Annotated in this window: 17 protein-coding genes; 10 read left to right on the top strand and 7 right to left on the bottom strand. The window is 69.9% G+C overall.

Going from position 1 to position 18,678, the window contains the following annotated elements:
- Entirely contained in the window at positions 1-807 is an 807-nt protein-coding gene (locus tag QM693_RS04130; RefSeq protein ID WP_007301148.1) for a TrmH family RNA methyltransferase, read from the bottom strand.
- Between the two features lie 70 nt (positions 808-877).
- On the opposite strand from QM693_RS04130, the gene QM693_RS04125 reads away from it, so the two are divergent.
- The 6 genes from QM693_RS04125 to QM693_RS04100 all read left to right on the top strand — a co-directional run bounded on the left by QM693_RS04125 (position 878) and on the right by QM693_RS04100 (position 7,646).
- On the top strand, positions 878-1,717 hold the full coding sequence (locus QM693_RS04125; protein WP_283351506.1) for an SDR family NAD(P)-dependent oxidoreductase: 840 nt from the start codon (positions 878-880) through the stop codon (positions 1,715-1,717).
- Positions 1,718-1,778: 61 nt separating this feature from the next.
- Positions 1,779-2,672, top strand: a complete 894-nt coding sequence (locus QM693_RS04120) for an AAA family ATPase (protein WP_283330738.1) — start codon at positions 1,779-1,781, stop codon at positions 2,670-2,672.
- Positions 2,669-3,793 carry a vWA domain-containing protein gene (locus QM693_RS04115; protein ID WP_411194641.1) on the top strand — a complete coding sequence of 375 codons (1,125 nt, stop codon included), beginning with the start codon at positions 2,669-2,671 and terminating at the stop codon, positions 3,791-3,793. Before QM693_RS04120 ends, QM693_RS04115 begins: the two co-directional genes overlap by 4 nt.
- Positions 3,794-3,889: 96 nt before the next feature.
- Positions 3,890-4,423, top strand: a complete 534-nt coding sequence (locus QM693_RS04110; protein WP_280778614.1) for a (2Fe-2S)-binding protein — start codon at positions 3,890-3,892, stop codon at positions 4,421-4,423.
- Complete coding sequence (locus tag QM693_RS04105) at positions 4,420-6,795, top strand: xanthine dehydrogenase family protein molybdopterin-binding subunit (protein ID WP_280778615.1); 2,376 nt, start codon at positions 4,420-4,422, stop codon at positions 6,793-6,795. The genes QM693_RS04110 and QM693_RS04105 overlap by 4 nt, the downstream gene beginning before the upstream one ends.
- Positions 6,792-7,646, top strand: a complete 855-nt coding sequence (locus QM693_RS04100) for an FAD binding domain-containing protein (protein ID WP_283351504.1) — start codon at positions 6,792-6,794, stop codon at positions 7,644-7,646. Before QM693_RS04105 ends, QM693_RS04100 begins: the two co-directional genes overlap by 4 nt.
- 16 nt (positions 7,647-7,662) lie before the next feature.
- Here QM693_RS04100 and QM693_RS04095 read toward each other — a convergent pair whose 3' ends face one another.
- The 3 genes from QM693_RS04095 to QM693_RS04085 all read right to left on the bottom strand — a co-directional run bounded on the left by QM693_RS04095 (position 7,663) and on the right by QM693_RS04085 (position 11,120).
- Complete coding sequence (locus QM693_RS04095) at positions 7,663-8,994, bottom strand: MFS transporter (RefSeq protein ID WP_283351800.1); 1,332 nt, start codon at positions 8,992-8,994, stop codon at positions 7,663-7,665.
- 206 nt (positions 8,995-9,200) lie between these two features.
- Positions 9,201-9,632 carry an Rv0880 family HTH-type transcriptional regulator gene (locus QM693_RS04090; RefSeq protein WP_005244136.1) on the bottom strand — a complete coding sequence of 144 codons (432 nt, stop codon included), beginning with the start codon at positions 9,630-9,632 and terminating at the stop codon, positions 9,201-9,203.
- A 33-nt stretch (positions 9,633-9,665) separates the two neighbouring features.
- Positions 9,666-11,120 (bottom strand): NCS2 family permease, encoded by a 1,455-nt coding sequence (locus QM693_RS04085; RefSeq protein WP_105414310.1) that lies wholly within the window; start codon positions 11,118-11,120, stop codon positions 9,666-9,668.
- Positions 11,121-11,196: 76 nt separating this feature from the next.
- Here QM693_RS04085 and QM693_RS04080 point away from each other — a divergent pair, with 76 nt between their 5' ends.
- Positions 11,197-11,445: a DUF2530 domain-containing protein gene (locus tag QM693_RS04080; protein WP_009478020.1), complete on the top strand. Its 249-nt coding sequence runs from the start codon at positions 11,197-11,199 to the stop codon at positions 11,443-11,445.
- 19 nt (positions 11,446-11,464) lie between these two features.
- Here the strand turns inward: QM693_RS04080 and QM693_RS04075 are convergent, their stop codons facing one another.
- The 3 genes from QM693_RS04075 to QM693_RS04065 all read right to left on the bottom strand — a co-directional run bounded on the left by QM693_RS04075 (position 11,465) and on the right by QM693_RS04065 (position 15,595).
- Positions 11,465-12,019 (bottom strand): phosphatase PAP2 family protein, encoded by a 555-nt coding sequence (locus QM693_RS04075; protein ID WP_283330734.1) that lies wholly within the window; start codon positions 12,017-12,019, stop codon positions 11,465-11,467.
- A complete protein-coding gene (locus tag QM693_RS04070; protein WP_283351503.1) occupies positions 12,009-14,573 on the bottom strand; it encodes an ATP-binding protein in 2,565 nt (854 codons plus the stop codon). Before QM693_RS04070 ends, QM693_RS04075 begins: the two co-directional genes overlap by 11 nt.
- Positions 14,574-14,749: 176 nt before the next feature.
- Positions 14,750-15,595, bottom strand: a complete 846-nt coding sequence (locus QM693_RS04065; RefSeq protein WP_280778620.1) for a DUF3027 domain-containing protein — start codon at positions 15,593-15,595, stop codon at positions 14,750-14,752.
- Positions 15,596-15,633: 38 nt separating this feature from the next.
- Between QM693_RS04065 and QM693_RS04060 the strand changes: the two genes are divergently transcribed.
- The 3 genes from QM693_RS04060 (at position 15,634) to QM693_RS04050 (ending at position 18,662) form a co-directional block, all read left to right on the top strand.
- On the top strand, positions 15,634-16,428 hold the full coding sequence (locus QM693_RS04060; protein ID WP_283351502.1) for a glutaminyl-peptide cyclotransferase: 795 nt from the start codon (positions 15,634-15,636) through the stop codon (positions 16,426-16,428).
- Positions 16,429-16,499: 71 nt separating this feature from the next.
- Positions 16,500-18,170 carry an MFS transporter gene (locus QM693_RS04055; RefSeq protein WP_280778622.1) on the top strand — a complete coding sequence of 557 codons (1,671 nt, stop codon included), beginning with the start codon at positions 16,500-16,502 and terminating at the stop codon, positions 18,168-18,170.
- Between the two features lie 6 nt (positions 18,171-18,176).
- Positions 18,177-18,662 (top strand): DUF2771 domain-containing protein, encoded by a 486-nt coding sequence (locus tag QM693_RS04050; protein ID WP_283351501.1) that lies wholly within the window; start codon positions 18,177-18,179, stop codon positions 18,660-18,662.
- Positions 18,663-18,678: the final 16 nt, after the last annotated feature.

The following is an 18,678-nucleotide window of genomic DNA, read 5'->3' as shown; positions in this document are numbered from 1 at the left end:
TCACCGACCCGTGCGGACGCGCTCGTAGAACGCCATCGCCGCCGCCGTCGCGACATTGAGCGAGTCCGTTCCGGGTGCCATCGGGATGCGGGCACGAATGTCCGTGGCCCGCATGGCGTGTTCGGTGAGGCCGGGGCCTTCCGCACCCAGCAGCAACGCCACCTTCTCCCCCGTCATCGCCTCGGCGAGCGTCACCGCCTCGGGGTTCGGGGTCAACGAGATCAGCTGGAAACCCCGCTCCCGCAGGGCGTCCAGGTCATGCGGCCACTTCGTGACGTGCGCGAACGGGACCCGGAGAACGTGCCCCATCGACACCCGGACCGCCCGGCGGTACAGCGGGTCGGCGCAGCCCTTGCCGAACACCACGGCGTCGACGCCGAGGCCCGCCGCGTTGCGGAACATCGAACCCAGGTTCTCGTGATCGTTGACGCCCTCGAGCACTGCGACCGTCCGGGCGTGCTCGAGCACGTCCGGCAGTTCGAGCGGCGCGGGGCGGCGTGCCGCCGCGAGCACACCCCGGTTGAGGTGGAACCCGACGACCTCGGCCATGACATCCGCCGTCGTCCGGTAGAACGGCACGTCCACGTCTGCGAGGTCGTCCGTGAGTTCCTCCAGCCGCCGGTCGACGCCGAGCAGCGCGATCGGGTCGAACCGGGACGTGAGCAGGCGCTGCGCCACCAGCACGCCTTCCGCGATCACCAGGCCCTTGCCCTCGGGGAGGTCGGGACGGCGGTCCGAGGAATTGAGATCGCGGAAGTCGTCCAGCCTGGTGTCGGCCGGATCTGTTATGTCGATGACGTGTACCACCGGTCCATCGTGCCGTATGCGGGGCGTCACAGCGTTGACTCCCCTCCACCGAGCGCGAAAGCTCGGAGGAATGAAGCAACTGCAGGGACGCACGGCTCTGGTGACCGGCGCCTCCGGCGGTCTCGGCCGCGTCGTCGCCCGGGCCCTCGCGCGGGAGGGCGTCGCCGTCGCGGTGTCCGGCCGGCGTGAGGACCGACTCGCGGAAGTCGTCGGAGAACTGCGTGCGCTCGGTGTGCGCGCCGAGGCCGTGGCCGCGGACCTGAACCGACTCGATCAGCTCGATTCGCTGATCGAACGCGCCGAGACGGCGGTCGGCCCCCTCGACCTGCTGGTGAACAACGCCGGCGTGGAGAACGTCTCGGCCTTCACCCGACTCGACCCCGGCGAGCTCACCGCGATGGTCGACGTGAATCTCACCGCGCCACTGCTTCTCACGCGCCGAGTGGTGCCCGGGATGCTGGGCCGCGGTCGTGGTCACGTGGTGTTCATCTCGTCGCTGGCCGCGAAGATCGGTCCGGCGTACTGCGCGCCGTACGCCGCGACGAAGGCCGGGCTGATCGGTCTCACCCAGTCGCTGCGCGCGGAGTACGCGGGCTCGCCCGTCGGTTTCTCCGTCGTGTGCCCCGGATTCATCGCGGGCGACGGCATGTACCAGCGGATGACGGAACGCGGAATCAGGGCCGGCCGGATCACGGGCGAGACCAGCACCGACAAGGTCGCCGCCGCCGTGATCCGGGCGATTCGGCGTGACCGGCCCGAGATCGTCGAGAGCGGAGCGCCGATCCGCCCGCTGCTCGCGCTGGCGCAGATCGCGCCGGGACTCGTCGAACGGGCGGCCGCGAGGTTCGGCGCCACCGCGATGTTCCGGCGGTTGAGCGAGGACCGCGGCAGGGTGGAGCCGGACGGTTGACCGCCGGCGGGGTTGTCCGAGTCGCGTGTCCGGGGGCCGGCACTCACCTAGGCTCGCGGGCGTGAGTGATTCCACGCCGACGGTCGGTTCGCCAGCGGAACTGGCGCGGGCGCTCGACGCCACCGGTTACCTCGCCGACGACGGGGTCGCGATGGCCGCGTTCCTCGCCATCCGTATGGGACGTCCGCTGTTCTGCGAGGGCGAACCCGGCACCGGCAAGACGTCGCTCGCGGCCGCGTTGTCGGAGGCGTTCGGTCTGCCGCTGATCCGCCTGCAATGCCATGAGGGCATCGACGCCGCGCAGGCGCTCTACGACTGGGACTTCCCGCGGCAGTTGCTGCACCTGCGGACGCTGGAGGCGGCGAGCGACGGCACGCTCGAGGCCGACACGGTCGAACGCTCGCTGTACACCGAGCGGTTCCTGCTGGCGCGCCCCTTGCTGCGGGCGCTCACCGAAGCCCCGTGCGTGCTGCTCGTCGACGAGATCGACCGCGCCGACGACGAGTTCGAGGCATTCCTGCTGCAGGTGCTCGACGAGAATGCCGTCACCATCCCCGAACTGGGCGAGGTGCGGGCGGCGACACCACCGCTGGTGGTGCTCACCTCCAACCGCACCCGCGAGGTGCACGACGCCCTCAAACGCCGCTGCCTCTACCACTGGCTCGAACACCCCGATCTGGCGCGGGAGGTCGCGATCCTGCGCCGCCGCATCCCCGGCATCGGGGCCGAACTCGCCGGCCAGGTCGCCCGGGCCGTCCACTCCCTGCGCGAGATGGAACTGCTCAAGCCGCCGGGGGTGGCCGAGTCGCTGGACTGGGCCCGCGCACTCCGGGAACTCGATCGGGACGTGCTGGACGCGGAGACCGCCGCCGCGACGCTCGGCGCGGTCCTCAAGTACCGCGAGGACCTCGAACGGGTGGCCCGTGCCGGACTGGACCGGCTCCTGGCGGGATGAGAGGCATGTCCACGAACCCGGACATCGGTGACCCGCTCGTGGGCATCGCCGGGTTCGCGCACGCCCTCGCGGCGGCGGGACTGTCGGTCGCGTCGGACGCCGTCGCCGCGTTCGCACGGGCCCTCCGCCAGGTGGATGTGGGCGATCCGAGTCAGGTGTACTGGGCGGGTCGCGCGACGCTGTGCCGCGGTCCCGACGACATCCCGCGGTACGACTCGGCGTTCTCGGCCTGGTTCGGCGGTACCGTCCCGGCGCGCACGCCGCGGTCCGGGGAGCAGCCGCGCCGCGCCGCAACAGCGGCGCTGACCACGACGGACGGCGGCGACACCGGTGGGAACGCGCCGCATCTGCGGGTCGCCGCGGACGACACCGAGGTGTTGCGCCACCGGGACATCGCCGACCTCACCGCGGCCGAGCGCGCGCACCTCGCCGAACTGATCGCCGCCCTGCGCCCACGGCCTCCGACCCGCCCGGCCATCCGGATGCGCCCGGCCCGCCGGGGCGCCGTGGACCCGCGGCGCACCGTGCGGGGCATGCTCGCGGCGGGCGGCGAACCGGTGCGGCCGAGCCACCATCGCAAGGCCACCCGGCCACGCCGGATGGTGCTGCTGATCGACGTGTCCGGATCGATGAGCCCGTACGCCGACGCGCTGCTGCGCTTCGCGCACGTCGTCGCCCGCGGCAACCCCGCAGGCACCGAGGTGTTCTCACTGGGCACCCGACTGACGCGGCTCTCCCGGGCGCTGCGGGTCCGCGACCCGGAAGTGGCGCTCGCCGCCGCGGGCCGGGCCGTGCCGGACTGGGCGGGCGGCACCCGCCTCGGCGAGACGCTGCGCGCGTTCCTGGACCGCTGGGGAAGGCGCGGCGTCGCGCGCGGCGCCGTCGTGGTGATCTTCTCCGACGGCTGGGAGCGCGGTGACCCGGCCCTGCTCGCGGAGCAGATGGCTCAGCTGCGCCGGCTCGCGCGCACCGTGCTGTGGGTGAATCCGCACGCCGGCGCTGACGGATACGAGCCGGTGCAGTCCGGGATCGCGGCCGCCCTGCCGTTCGTCGATCGTCTGCTCGCCGGCCACAGTCTCGCGACACTGCAGGAACTGCTCGAGGTCGCACGCCGAACGTGACCGATCCTGAACCGGTTCCACGATTTCGGGTGTTGTTCGCGCTCCGTCGGCGCAGAGTAGGACGTATCACCTGACGCTCCCGGCTTTGGAGGCGCAATGCGCATCACTGTCACCGTCGACGGAACGGCATACACGGACGAGGTGGAACCGCGACTGCTCCTCGTCCACTATCTTCGGGACCGGCTCGGCAAGGTCGGCACCGTCATCGGCTGCGACACCGGAAACTGCGGGGCGTGCACCGTTCATCTGAACGGTCACAGCGTCAAGTCCTGCTCGGTGCTCGCCGTGCAGGCCGACGGCGGCGACGTCCTCACCGTCGAGGGCCTGTCCCGGAGCGGGACGTTGCACCCCGTGCAGCAGGCGTTCCGCGACAATCACGCCCTGCAGTGCGGCTACTGCACCCCCGGCATGATCATGCAGACTCTCGACCTGCTCGCCGAGGAACCCGACCCGGACGAGCGGACGGTGCGGCTGGGGTTGGAAGGCAACCTGTGCCGCTGTACCGGGTACCAGAACATCGTCAGCGCGGTGCAGGACGCGGCGCAGCGGTTGCGCAGCGGCGGCACCACCGAAACACCGACGACGGCGGATGCGCCGAAGACCGACACCGCGCAGGGAGGTGTGCGATGACCGCCACCGCGGAACCGGAAATCGGGAAGGCCCGGAAGCGCAAGGAAGACGAGCATCTGGTCACGGGCCGCACCCGTTGGACCGACAACCTGGTGCTGCCGGGCATGCAGCACCTGGCGATCCTGCGCAGCCCGTTCGCCCACGCCCGCATCACCGGTGTCGACGCCTCCGCCGCCCGCGAGATGCCCGGTGTCGTCGCGGTCCTCACCGGCGCCGATCTCGCCGGCGAGCAGGGCAGCCTGCCGTGTGCCTGGCCGATCACACCGGACATGAAGTCGCCGCCCGCGCCGTCCCTCGCGGTCGACGCCGTCAATTTCGCGGGCGAGGCGGTCGCTGTCGTGGTCGCGCGCAGCGCGTACGAGGCGCACGACGCACTCGAGGCGATCGACGTCGAGTACGATGACCTGCCGGTCGTGCTCGATCTCGCGGCCGCGGCCGCCGACGGCGCCGACCTCGTGCACCCGGATCTCGGGACGAACGTCAGCGCCACCTGGACGTTCGACTCCGCGGAGGCCGGTACCGGAGGCGACGTCGAGCAGGCCATCCGCGACGCCGAGGTACTCGTCGAGCGCACCTTCCGGCAGCAGCGGCTGATCCCGGCGTTCATGGAACCCCGCTCAGTGGTGGTCGACCCGACCGGCGCCCAGATCACCATGTGGTCGGCCACGCAGATCCCGCACATCCTGCGGCTGATGCTGGCGATGACGCTCGACATACCGGAGCACAAACTGCGCGTCGTCGCCCCGGACGTCGGCGGCGGTTTCGGCGGCAAGCTTCAGGTGACGCCGGAGGAAGTCATCGCGCTGCTCGTCGCGCGGCGACTCGGCAAGCCCGTCAAGTACACCGAGTCGCGAAGTGAATCGATGGTCGCGGCGCATCACGGACGCGACCAGATCCAGAAACTGACACTGGCCGCCCGCCGCGACGGCACCGTCACCGGGATGAAGGTCGAACTGCTCGCCGACATGGGCGCGTACCTGCGGCTGGTCACCTCAGGGGTGCCGATCCTGGGCGCGTTCATGTTCAACGGCATCTACAAGTTCCCGGCGTATCACTTCACGTGCACCAACGTGTTCACCAACAAGGTGCCCACCGACGCGTACCGCGGGGCGGGGCGCCCGGAGGCGACGTTCGCGATCGAGCGGATGATGGACGAACTCGCGACCGAGTTGTCGATGGATCCGCTGGAATTGCGGGCGAAGAACTGGATCACCCACGAGGAGTTCCCGTTCGACACCGTCGCGGGCCTGACGTACGACTCCGGTAACTACGAGGCTGCCACCGCGCACGCGCGGGAGTTGTTCGACTACGACGGCCTCCGACGCGAACAGGCGGAGCGCCGCGAGCGGAAGGACCCGGTGCAACTCGGCATCGGGGTGTCCACGTTCACCGAGATGTGCGGTCTGGCGCCGTCGCGCACCCTCGGCGCCCTGGCCTACGGGGCCGGCGGGTGGGAACACGCGGCGATCCGGATGCTGCCCACCGGCAAGGTCGAGGTGGTCACCGGTTCCTCGGCGCATGGCCAGGGGCACGAGACCGCGTGGAGCCAGGTGGTCGCGGATCAGCTCGGGGTTCCGTTCGAGGACGTCGAGGTGCTGCACGGCGACACCCAGACGTCGCCGCGAGGCATGGACACGTACGGTTCCCGGTCTTTGGCGGTCGGGGCGATCGCGGTGGTGAAGGCCGCCGAGAAGGTGATCGCGAAGGCCAGGCCCATCGCGGCGCACCTGATGGAGTGCGCCGAGGACGATCTCGAGTTCACCGAGGGCCGGTTCCGGGTGAAGGGCACCGAGAAGGCTGTCGGCATCGCCGATGTCGCGCTCGCCGTGTTCGCCGCGCACGACCTGCCCGAGGGTGTGGAACCGAATCTGGATTCCGAGGCCGCATACGACCCGGAGAACTTCTCTTTCCCGCACGGCACGCACCTGTGTGCGGTGGAGGTGGACACCGAGACCGGGAAGGTCGGCATCCGCTCCTACGTGTGCGTCGACGACATCGGGCACGTGGTCAACCCGCTGATCGTGGAGGGTCAGGTGCACGGCGGACTCGCCCAGGGCATCGCGCAGGCCCTGTACGAGGAGGCGGTGTACGACGAGTCGGGCACCCTGCTGTCGGGTTCCTTCGCCGAATATCACGTGCCGTCGGCGGCGGACCTGCCGACGTTCACCACGGGTCGCACCGAGACTCCCGCCACCGGTAATCCGCTCGGCGTCAAGGGCGTCGGTGAAGCGGGGACGATCGCGTCCACCCCGGCCGTCGTCAATGCCGTCCTCGACGCCGTCCGCCAGTTCGGGGTGCGTGACGTCGAGATGCCGTGTACGCCGATGCGGGTCTGGCATGCCATCCGCACCGCTCAGGGAGGTGCCCAGTGATTCCGTCGAGCTTCGATTACGTGTCCCCGACCTCCGTCGAACAGGCGGTGGCGGCGCTCGCCGAGGCCGGGGAGGACGCCAAGATACTCGCGGGCGGTCAGAGCCTGCTGCCGGTGCTACGGCTGCGGTTGTCTTCGCCGAGCACCCTCGTCGACCTGGGCCGGATCGGTGAGTTGCGCGGCGTCCGTGACGACGGGGACAGCATCGTGATCGGTGCGATGACCACGTACTACGACGTGATCCGCGACCCGCTCGTCCACGAGCACGCGCTGCTGCTCGTCGAGGCCACCCGCACCGTCGCCGATCCGCAGATCCGGCACCGCGGCACGCTGGGTGGTGCTCTGGCGCATGCCGATCCGGCCGGTGACCTGTGCGCGCCCGCGCTGGCACTCGACGCCACCCTGACCGCCGTGGGTACCGCGGGCAGGCGGAGCATCCCGGTCGCGGACTTCTTCGAGGGCTACTACACCACCACGCTGCGCCCGGACGAGATCCTCGTGGACGTCCGGTTCCCCAAGCACACCGGCTGGGAGGCGCGGTACGAGAAGTTCAACACGGTCGCGGAGGCGTGGTCGATTGTGGGGGTGGCCGCGACGATCCAGGTCGACGGCGGCATCATCCGGCAGGCCCGGGTGGCGCTGACCAACATGGGGGCCGTGCCGGTGCGGGCTCGCGGCGTCGAGGACGCGCTCGTCGGCAATGCCGCCGATCCCGAGCTGATCCGGGCGGCGGCCGAGCACGCCGCCGAGGGCACCGACCCGGTCACCGACGGCAACGCCGACGCCGAGTACCGCAGCCACCTCGCGAGAGTGCTGACCCGGCGGGCCGTGGCGACGGCGGTCGGCGTCTGAACGGTTCCGGCAGCCGTCAGGGCCGCGGGTCGCGGCTCGCTTCCACGGCCTGCTCGGTGGCGTCGCAGACCACCACGGGGTGTGGTTCGAGAACGTTGTGCAGTTCGATCACCGGGAGGTAGCTGCCGGCGTCCGGTCTGCGTACTTTCACCCGCACCCGTTGGTGCCGCATCAGGTACAGGGCCGCGCCGATCCCGCTGACCAGGGAGATCGCGCCTCCGATCACGAGCGGGGCGCGGGGGTCGAGGACGTCGGCCAGCCATCCCAGAACGGGACTGCCCAGCGGGGTGCCGCCGAGGAAACAGAGCATGTAGATGCCCATCACCCGGCCGCGCATCTCGGACGGCACGGACATCTGCAGGATGTTCATCGCCGCCGTCGTGAACGTCAGCGTCAGCGCTCCGGTCGGGACGAGCATGATCGCGACCAGCACGTAGGTGGGCATGAGTCCCACGAGGATCTCGAAGGCTCCGAATGCGGCCGCGGCCCCGAGGAAGGTGCGCAGCCGCGGCGGGGTCTTGCGTCTCGCGGCGATCGTGGCGCCGGCGAGCGTGCCCACGGCGAGAGTCGTCGACAGCAGTCCGTAGGCGTCCGCGCCGCGATCGAACGTGTTGCGGGCGAGAACGGCGAGACTGATCGGGAAGTTCAGCCCGAACGTCGACACCATGAACACCGCCACCATCAGCACCCGCAGGTCGGTGCGCCCCCACACGTAACGGAAACCCTCGCGGACCTGCCCTTTCCCGCGTTCCGCCTGCGGCGCCGTGAACAGTTCGCGGGCGTTCATCATCAGCAGGGCGATCAGCACACCGGTGAACGTGCCCACGTTGAGCAGGAACACCCACCCCGTGCCGATGAGAGTGATCAGCACACCCGAGATCGCCGGACCGATGATTCGAGCGGTGTTGAACGTCATGGAGTTCAGGGCGATGGCATTGGGCAGCGACTCCTTGCCGACCATCTCGATCGTGAACGACTGCCGCGCCGGCGCGTCGATCGCCGACGCGCAGCCGAGCAGAAACGCGATGAGGTAGACGTGCCACAGGGCCACCAGCCCGCCGACGTCCAGCAGCCCGAGCACCAGTGCGCACAAGGCCATCGACACCTGCGTCGCGATCAGGATGCGCCGCTTGTCGTACCGGTCGGCGAGCACGCCGCCCCACACGGACAGGAACAGGGTCGGACCGAACTGCAGTGCCATCACGATGCCGACCGCGAGCGCGTTGCCGTTCGACAACGTCAGGACGAGCCAGTCCTGCGCCACCCGCTGCATCCAGGTTCCGACGAGGGAGACGATCTGCCCCGACGCCCACAGCCGGTAGTTCCGGGTGCGGAGAGCGACGAACATGCCGGTCTTCGGCTGGGCTGAGGCGGTGGACTCGGATTCGGGCGGCACACATCCATCTTGCTCCCGGGCCCCGCGCGCCATCGACCGGCCCTGGGAGAGATCTTTCCGGATGTCGGCTACGTTCTCCGGCAACGGGTTTCCCTGCACCGCGGGGTGCGGGCAGTCGAATGCCGTTGTACGGGTGGGGACTGCGGGCAGCCTTCGGGCTACTCCGAGTCGGCGACGATGGACGTGATGATGCCGACTGCGTCGCGGAGGGTCTTCAGCTGAGCCTCGTCGAGCCCGGACAGCCGCTCGTTCATCCACGCCTCGCGGGCGTGGGTCTCGTCGGCGATCAGGGCGTGACCGGCATCCGACAGCGTGACGATGATCTGCCGTCCGTCGGTGGGATGCGGTGCCCGCTCGACCAGCCCCAGTTCGACCAGCGAAGCGATGACCCGGGTCATCGACGGCGGCTGCACCTTCTCCCGAGCCGCGAGATTGCCCGGCGTCATGGCGCCGTCGCGGGCAAGGGTGGCCAGAGCCGACAGCTGGGTCAGCGATACCTGGGCGTCGACGCGACGCCCACGCAGGTGACGCGTGAGGCGCACGACAGCCAGGGAAAGGTCACTGGCGAGTGCTCGCGTATCCGTGGTCACGGGAATGACAATACGGGACCGATCGGCCGCCGTTTACGTTACTGCGTCGGTGATCGGACCGACCGCGAAGTAGGCCACGAAGAGAAGCGCCACCACCCACATCAACGGGTGAATCTTCTTGATACCACCGCTCGCAGCATTGAGGACGACCCACGACACGAATCCGACGCCGATGCCGTTGGCGATCGAGTACGTGAACGGCATGACGGCGATGGTGAGGAACGCGGGCAGCGCGATCGAGAACTGGGTGAAATCGATGTCGCGGACCTGACCGATCATCATCGCGCCCACCACGACCAGTGCCGGCGCGGCCGCTTCGATCGGCACCACCGAATACAGCGGGGTCAGGAACATCGCGGCCAGGAACAGCAGTCCCGTCACCACATTCGCGAGTCCGGTGCGGGCGCCCTCGGCGATACCCGAAGCGGATTCCACGAACACCGTGTTGGACGACGCCGACGCGCCGCCACCGACGATGGCGCCGGTGCCCTCGACGACCAGGGCCCGTCCGATGTTGGGCAGGTTGCCGTCCTCGTCGGTGAGGCCCGCCTCCTTGCCGAGCCCGGTCATCGTGCCCATGGCGTCGAAGAAGTTGGCGAGCACCAGCGTGAACACCAGCAAGCTGGCCGCGAGTACGCCGATGCGGGTGAACGCGCCGAAGATGCTGACGTCGCCGACGAGGCTGAGATCCGGAAGTTCCGCCAGCACATCGGGTGCGGCCGGGACACTGAGGTTCCAGCCGTAGGGGTTCACGCCCAGCGACGGTCCGACACCGGCGACGGCCTCGATGATCGCGGCCAGCACGGTGGTGACGACGATGCCGATCAGCAGACCGCCGCGCACCTTGCGCACCACCAGGACACCCATCAGCAGCACACCGAACACGAACGTCACGGTCGGCCAGGAGGAGATCGATCCGTTGATGCCCAGGCCGACGGGGACGGTCGTGCCGGCGGCGTCCGGGATGCGCCGCACGAACCCGGCGTCGACGAGACCGATGAACGCGATGAACATGCCGATGCCGGCGGCGATGGCGGATTTGAGCTCGGCCGGAATGGCATTGAAGACGGCCGTCCGGAATCCGGTGAGCGCCAACACGACGATGATGACACCGTCGATCACCACGAGGCCCATCGCCTCGGGCCAGGTGACCTGCGGTGCGATGGTGACGGCGAGAAGACTGTTGATGCCGAGGCCCGCCGCGATCGCGAAGGGATAGTTCGCGACGACCCCGAACACGATGCTCATCAGTCCCGCCACCAGGGCGGTGACCGCTGCCACCTGGTTGACGGGGAGGATGTTGCCGAGGACGTCGGTCTTCGCGACGGCGTCGTCGGCGGAGAAGCTGCCGAGGATGAGCGGGTTCAGCACCACGATGTATGCCATTGCGACGAACGTCACCACTCCGCCGCGAATCTCCGCGCCTACCGTCGAACCACGCTCGGTGATCTTGAAGTAGTTGTCGAGCAGTTTCGGAGCAGCACCCATTGTTCAGTCCCCATCGCCAGAAGTCGCGCGTCGCCCTTGGAGATTAGGGCACCACGGCGAGGGTAGCGTTCATTCGGTGAACGAATCCGCAGATCGCCCACCCCTCACTCAGCGCCTCGCCGACCCGCGACCTGCGCTGATACTGGGAACGCTGGCGTGGGCGGTCGCGATCGTCGTGGTGATCGTCACGGGCGACCGGTGGTCGGATGCGCTTCCGACGTGTATAGCGGGGGTTGTGGTCGGATTCCTCGGCTACGGACTGTTCGCGTTGCAGCGGCGGGCGGCCCGGCGCGGCAGCCGCGGGGCACAGCAGGGACTGCTCTAGTGATGCAGCAGGGACTGCTCTAGATCTCGCTCGAGGTCAGGGCCCGGCGGGGCCGGGTACGGGTCAGCAGGATCCAGAACGCCGCCCACAGCGCGCCGAACGCCCACCCGGCGAGGACGTCGGTCATCCAGTGCGCGGCGAGGTAGACACGCGACAGCCCCACTGCCAGCGTGTACAGCACCAGCAGGAAGACCAGCGCGATCCGGACGTGCCCCACCAGCACGACCCGGAGGGTCACGGCGACGAGAACGCTGGCGAGGATCGCGGTCATCATCGCGTGACCGGACGGGAACGAGAACGTCGAGATCTCCACCAGCCGATCGGGCAGCGGCGGGCGTTGCCGCTCGAACAGATTCTTGAGCGTGGTCATCACGGCCAGACCCGACAGCATCGCGCCGGCCACGAGGACGGCTTCGCGCCGGCGGCCCTGGAGCAGGAGGGTCGTTGTCAGGACGGTGGACACGATCCAGGCCGCGACCGTTCCGCCGCTGTGCGTGACGACGGTGACGACGTCGATCAACCACGGTGTGCGATCCCCGACGGCGCTGTCGAGAACGCTCTGGTCAAACGACACCGGCGCCCCACGTGCCTTCGGCCCACGACTCGGAGCAATGGGTGGTCCCCTGCTCGTCCACCCACCACGGGACCGCGATCTCGGTGTCGACCGCGCCCGTGAGCTTCACCGTGAGCCGGGGATGGACGACGACGGGCCCGTGCGGCAGGTCGCGGCCGAGTGCGGCGAAGGCGAGCACGGCGGCGGGTTCGCGATCCCACGAGGATTCACGGCCGGAACCGGTGACGGTGCCGCGGATCGCCGCGGACGCGAGGGGGAGGTCCAGCAGATCCGCGAGTGCCTCAGCGGTGTCCAGGCTCCCGACCACCAGGCGCGCACGCGGCACCGAGGCGGCCAGCCACGGTGCGTCCAGCACCAGGGCGTCGCCGGGGTCGACGAGTGCGCCCGTCAGGCCGCGCACGTGTTCGGGCAGGTGCAGGTCCTCGAGGTCGAGAAGATGTGCGGCCGCGGCGGCCGCGAGCAGGCTGTGTGCCCGCGCGATCACCGCGGGACTGGGTTCACGGTCCGGGTCGGCCAGTCGATCCAGGAGTAGCTGTGCGAGTTCGGGAGAGTCGACCGTCGACGGCGCCAGGGCCGCCGCGAACACGGCGGACTCCGGGTGCTCGACGGGGTCGAGCAGTCCGGCAAACGTCGCGTCGGACGGATCGCGGAGCAGACCGAGCACCTGACCGTCCAATTCTGCGTTGTGACGCAGCCACCAGGCCGTGTACCCGGCGCGGTCGGCCAGCAAAGGACGCGTCGACTGGTCCCGGGCGAGCATCGTCAGCGCCTGCGGCCAGCGGTCCTCGTCCACCAGGTCCAGGTCGCGCACCGCCCCGATCTCGTCGGGGTCGTCGTCGAGTGTGTCCCACCAGCGGTCCTCGTCGTCGAGGTCGTGATCGGGACCGGTGGGGAGTTCGGCGCGGAGCACGGTGAAACCCCAGCCGACGCCCACCGCGCGGAGGGCGTCCTCCCCCACCCGCTCGGCGAACGCGGCGTCCACGGACGTGAACGGTGAATCGTCCACCAGGACGTCGGCGAGAGGCGCACCGGGCAACAGCAATTCGTCCGCACCGCGCAACTCCCCGTCGACATCCGGGAGGGGCAGCTGTCCGAGCCACGACGGCAAGGTGCCGGGATCGACGCGCCCGGCGAGTGCGAGCACCGCGGTCGACAGTTCTTCGGCCGCCGCCGCGTCGTCGGGGTCGAGGTCCTCGATCTCGGCCCGCAACGCCGGATCCGAGAGCAGGTCGACGGCGGTGGCGGTCTTCGCGCCGAGCCGCGACAGCAGCGGGTGCGCGGCATCCGGGTGGACGAGCCGCGTCCAGTCGACCCCCAGGACACCGTCGATGTCGTGGCCCAGCAACACCGTTCGCGGACCGGTCACCGTGCGGCCGTCGGACAGCGGCACCGGGATCGATGCCAGTTCCTCCGCCGCGAGGGCGTCGACGGCCAGCGGTTCGAGCGCCGCATACAGGCGATGCCACCAGGACGGTGTCCGTTCGATGCCACTGAGAAGTTCGGTGAGGCGCGCCAGGCCGAGGCGGTGGGCGTCGACGGCGGCCAGCGCGGGCGCCCAGCGCGGCCCGGACAGATCCGGGACGACGAGGCCGTCGACGATCTCGGTGAGGAGTTCGGCGAGTTCGTCGGTGAGCCCGGGGACCACGGACGCCCGAACCGGGGCCTTGTTCGTGCCGCCGACGGTCGGCAGCCAGGGCTGCTCCCGGAGTTCGGTGACGAGATGGTCCCGCAACGCCGAGTCCACCTCGCTGCGCGCGAACGCGGGAACGGGAACCAGCGACAGTCGCTGCCCGGGCGGCACCGCGGCCACGAACTCGGCGTAACCGGACGCCAACTCGGCGATCGCGGCGCCGGGCAGGATGCGCCTGCGGTCGGGTTGCATGGCGATGTCCGCGACGAGGATCGCGGGTATCGACAGTTCCTCGTCCGACCGGGTGGGCGCGCGCAGGACGTCCTCCGTGACGGGTGAGACGACGCCGTCGCGGACCGGGACGAGCCAGCGTGCGCGCCCGGACTCGTACTGCCACCAGCGGTCGTCGCCGATCGCGACCTCGGTCAACCCGAAATCGAGTGGCCGTTCGCGGCGGCGGAACTGCTTGTCGCCCACGGTGATCGAGACGAGCGCCGGCAGTTCGAGCAGAAGGTCGGGCGCCTCGCGGGCCATGTAGGCGAGCAGCGATTCACCGTCCACGTCCTCGCGCAGCCTCAACACGACTTCCGACGCCGCGCCTGCGGCCGGGCGGGTTTCCGTCGGCCACGCCAGCCGCAGGGCAGGCACGTCCGCTCCCGGGTCCGCACCGTCGAGTTCCCGCAGCTCCGACCTTGTCCGTTCCGCGGAGAACAGCACCGAACCGGACGTCGACCGCAGTTCGACCTCGTCGCTCACCGACAGCACCGCCGTGAAACCGACACCGTACCGGCCGACGGTCGTGCCGGACTTGCTCGACGCCCGCAACGCGACCAGCGCCTGGACTCCCGGCTCGTCCAGCGGCGTGCCCGTGTTGGACACGCTCAGGACGCGTCCGTCGAGTTGCACGGACAGCTCGCCGGGCACTTCGGCGCGAGCTGCGGCATCGGCCGCGTTCTGCGCCAGCTCGGTGAGGAGCCGGTCGCGGTAGCCGGCGCGGGCCAGATCGGATTCGGCCGCCGCATCCTCCCGCAGACGGGTCGGGGACGTTCGCCACGCCAGAAGCGTCGAATCCCTCAGGGCGGCGGTGCCGAAAGGATCGGCTAGCTGGTCGATGCGGATTCCTCGGCCTCGGTGACCTCGGCAGCAGCTTCGGGCTCGTTCTCCGTTTCGGCGACGGCCCGCTCGACTACCTCGACGGCGCCGTCGTCGTAGGCGTCGAATTGCGGCGAACCGGCACCCGTCGGCAGCAGGGTGTCGGAGTGGGCGCCGCAACCGTAGGCCGCGTCGACCACGTGCCCGTCGGCGGCCATCTCGTTGCCGCACACCCCGAACGACGCGTGCAGCGAACCGGCGAGCGGAAGGTAGAAGCCGCACAGCCCGCACGTCGACGGCGCGGCCTTGGCCATCTCGGAATCGGGGCCGTAGTCGCCGTCGTGCCAGCGTTCGGCAGCGTCGACGCGACCTTCGAGGCTCATCACCTGCTTGCGGCCCAGGCCGAGTTCGAGGGCGGTCTCGTCGATCTCGGGGTCACCCGTCGCCACATAGCCCGGGACGAGGCGGGGGTCACCGGCCGGCGGTGCCAGCAGATCGCCCGCGGACAGATCGCCGGGGCGAATGCGCTGGTCCCACGGGATCCACTCGGGTGCGACCAGCGCATCGGGTCCGGGGAGGAGGGCGAGTTCGCTGACGGTGGCATGGTCCGCTTCGGGATCGGCAGCCACCACCACCGCCCACTGCCAGCCCCGGTAGCCCGGAAGGTCCGCAACGAAACGGTGAGTCGCGGCGCACGCGTCCTCGGACGTGACGCCCAGGTAGTCGCCGACTCCCCCTTCCTGCAGTTCGACCAAGGCGGTTCGGGCGAGCTCGACGGCGTCGGTCAGTACGGGACGCGCCACTGCGCGCTCGTCGGAAGAAGCAACACTCACACCACCAGTTTGCCGCACCACCGCAAGTGCGTGCCCACCTGGGCTGTCATGCTGGTCCGATGACCGGCCGGAGGCACCTCGTCCCAGCCCTGCTCGCGGTGGCGTGGATGGTCACCGCGTGCTCCCCGCAGAGTCCCGTGGCGGCGGGCGCGTCCGGTGCGGACCTTCGTGTGGAGATCCTCCGCACCCTCGACCACGACCCGAATGCGTTCACCCAGGGACTCGAGATCGACGGCACCGAATTGCTCGAGGGCACCGGCCGGCCCGGTGAGTCCTGGGTGCAGGCCACCGACCTCGACAGCGGCACCGTCCGGACGCGCGCGGAACTGCCGTCGCCCCTGTTCGGCGAGGGCATCACGGTGAGCGGCGACACGGTCTGGCAGCTGACGTGGCGTGACGGGGTCGCCGTCGCCCGGGATCGCGCGACACTCGCCGAACAGCGGCGCGTCCCGTTCGACGGCGAAGGGTGGGGCATCTGCGCCTTGCCCGACGCACTGGTCACGAGCGACGGCTCACCCACCCTCACGTTCCGCGACCCGGTCACGTTCGAACCACGGCGCACCGTGCAGGCGGTGCGGGACGGAAACCTCCTGGGCCGCCTCAACGAACTCGAATGCGCGGACGACGGCGCCATCTACGCCAACGTCTGGACCACCGACACCTTCGTCCGCATCGATCCCTCGGACGGGCGGGTCACCGCGGAGATCGACGCCTCGGCCGTCCGCGACGCGCTCCCGCCCGGCCCGCGGGACGTCGACGTCCTCAACGGCATCGCGCAGATCCCGGGAACGGACCGCTTCCTCGTCACCGGAAAGTACTGGCCGCGCATGTTCGAGGTGCGGTTCGTTCCCTGACAGGCCGATCTGACCAGCATTGGCCGGGGTTGCTGTGGTCGCATGTCTCCCGACTAGGACAGAATTAGGGAGTGACCGGACCGCGCGAACCCTACGAGCCTGACGGCGGTCGGGCTCCTGACGAGAATTCCGGGCCCCCCGTTCATCCCGGCTACGACAAATACCCGCCCGCCGCACGCTCGGGAGGTCGACGCACGCCGCTCCCTCCCCTCCATCCGGTCGGCGGCGGGCAGCGTCCCCGTTCCGACGAGGAACGGGCCGACGCCCCCAAAGCGCCGCCGATGCCGCGCAAGCTCACCGTCACCCGGGTCGCGGCGATGCGCAGCCGGGAACTCACCAACAAGGGCATCGCGACGTTCCATCGCGCGGCCAAGGCGGACGGCGCGGACAAGTCGGGGCTCACCGCGCTGACCTACGCGGTGATGGCCAACAACGCGACCGACGCGGCCATCGCCGTCGCCCTGGCGAACACCCTGTTCTTCTCGGCCGCGACGGGCGAGGACAAGACGAAGGTCGCGCTGTACCTACTGATCACCATCGCCCCGTTCGCCGTCATCGCTCCGCTGATCGGTCCGATGCTCGACCGGCTTCAGCACGGCCGTCGCGTCGCGCTGGCCACGTCGTTCGGTCTCCGGACAATCCTGGCAATCGTTCTCGTCTTCAACTTCGACAGCTGGGTGCTGTATCCGGCCGCGCTCGGAATGATGGTGCTCAGCAAGTCGTTCTCGGTGCTCAAGAGTGCGGTCACACCACGTGTGCTGCCACCGGAGATCGACCTGGTGCGGGTCAACTCCCGGCTCACCGTGTTCGGACTGCTCGGCGGAACCATCGGTGCCGGCGCCCTCGCGGGTGGTCTCGCGATGGCCACCGGGTCCGTCGGCGCGCTGTGGCTGGCGGCGGTCATCACCGCCCTCGGCGCGTACCTCAGCATGCGGATCCCGTCGTGGGTGGAGGTCACCGAGGGCGAGGTGCCCGCCACCCTCACCTACCACGGCGACGAGCACCCGACCGAGGTGCTGGGCCGCACCCGCGTGCTGCAGGCCGAAGCCGCGGCCACCGCGAAATCCGGTAAACGCAGGCAACCGCTGGGCCGCGCGGTCATCACCGGACTGTGGGGAAACAGCACCATCCGCGTGCTCACCGGGTTCCTCACGCTGTACATCGCGTTCGTCGCGAAGTCGAAGACCGACCACGAGCCGCTGGTGCAGGCCGCCATGCTCGGCCTGGTCGGCGCCGCCGCAGGCATCGGCAACTTCGCAGGCAACGCCGCGGGCGCCCGGATCAAACTCGGCCGCCCCGCCCTCATCGTGCTGCGCTGCACGGGCGCCGTGTGGATCATCGCGGTTCTTGCCGCGATCACCGACAATCTGCTGACCGCCGCCCTGGCCACCCTCGTCGCGTCGGCGGCCAGCGCCCTGGCCAAGGTGTCGCTGGACGCGTCGCTGCAGCACGACCTGCCCGAGGAATCGATCGCGTCCGGATTCGGTAGGTCGGAGACGGTTCTGCAGCTGAGCTGGGTCGTGGGCGGCGCGCTGGGCGTACTGCTGCCCACCGAGTACTGGATCGGGTTCTCCGTGGTCTCTGCCGTCATGACCATCGGGCTCGTCCAGACCGTCCTCACCTACCGCGGGAGCACCCTCCTGCCCGGGCTCGGCGGCAAACGTCCCGACCTGGCCGAACAAGAAGTGACCGAGCCCCACTCGACCCACCGGGCCGACCGATCGACAGGAAATGTGACGTAAGTGAGAATGCAGGCGCGAACCAAGAAGATCCTGGCACTGATCGTGGTGGGCCTGATGGTGGTCCTGGTGGCCTTCGTCGGAGTCCTGTACGCACTGGTCCGCAACTCCTCGCCCCGCCTGCCCGAGATCACGGCCTTCGCGCACGATCGGGCCGAGCAGATCCCCCCGCTGGCGTATTGCAACCTGTATCTCGAGGACTGCACGACCGGCGACCTCGCCGAACTCGACGTGCCACCCGGCTCCTCGCTGCAGCTGTCGCTGCCACAGGAGATCGTCGACGCGCCGTGGCGCATGCTCGTCGTCTACCAGGACGCGTCGGGGCAGGTCCTCGTCCAGGAACAGGCTCACCGCGCCGGTGAGACCCGCGCCGTGACCGTGCCCTCCTCGGAAGACCTTCAGCTGGCCGGCGTCGAGATCCAGCTGCCGTCCGCCGTCATCGACGAGCAGGGGCTCACGCAGGCCCGGGCAGCCTGGTCGATCAAGACCGCCTAGCACGACACACGAAGAA

The sequence above is a fragment of the Rhodococcus sp. IEGM 1305 genome (assembly GCF_030058635.1).
Taxonomy (GTDB): Bacteria; Actinomycetota; Actinomycetes; order Mycobacteriales; family Mycobacteriaceae; genus Rhodococcus_F; species Rhodococcus_F opacus_D.
The sequence above is the reverse complement of the archived record's forward strand: the minus strand, read 5'-3'. Positions and strand labels throughout refer to the sequence as shown.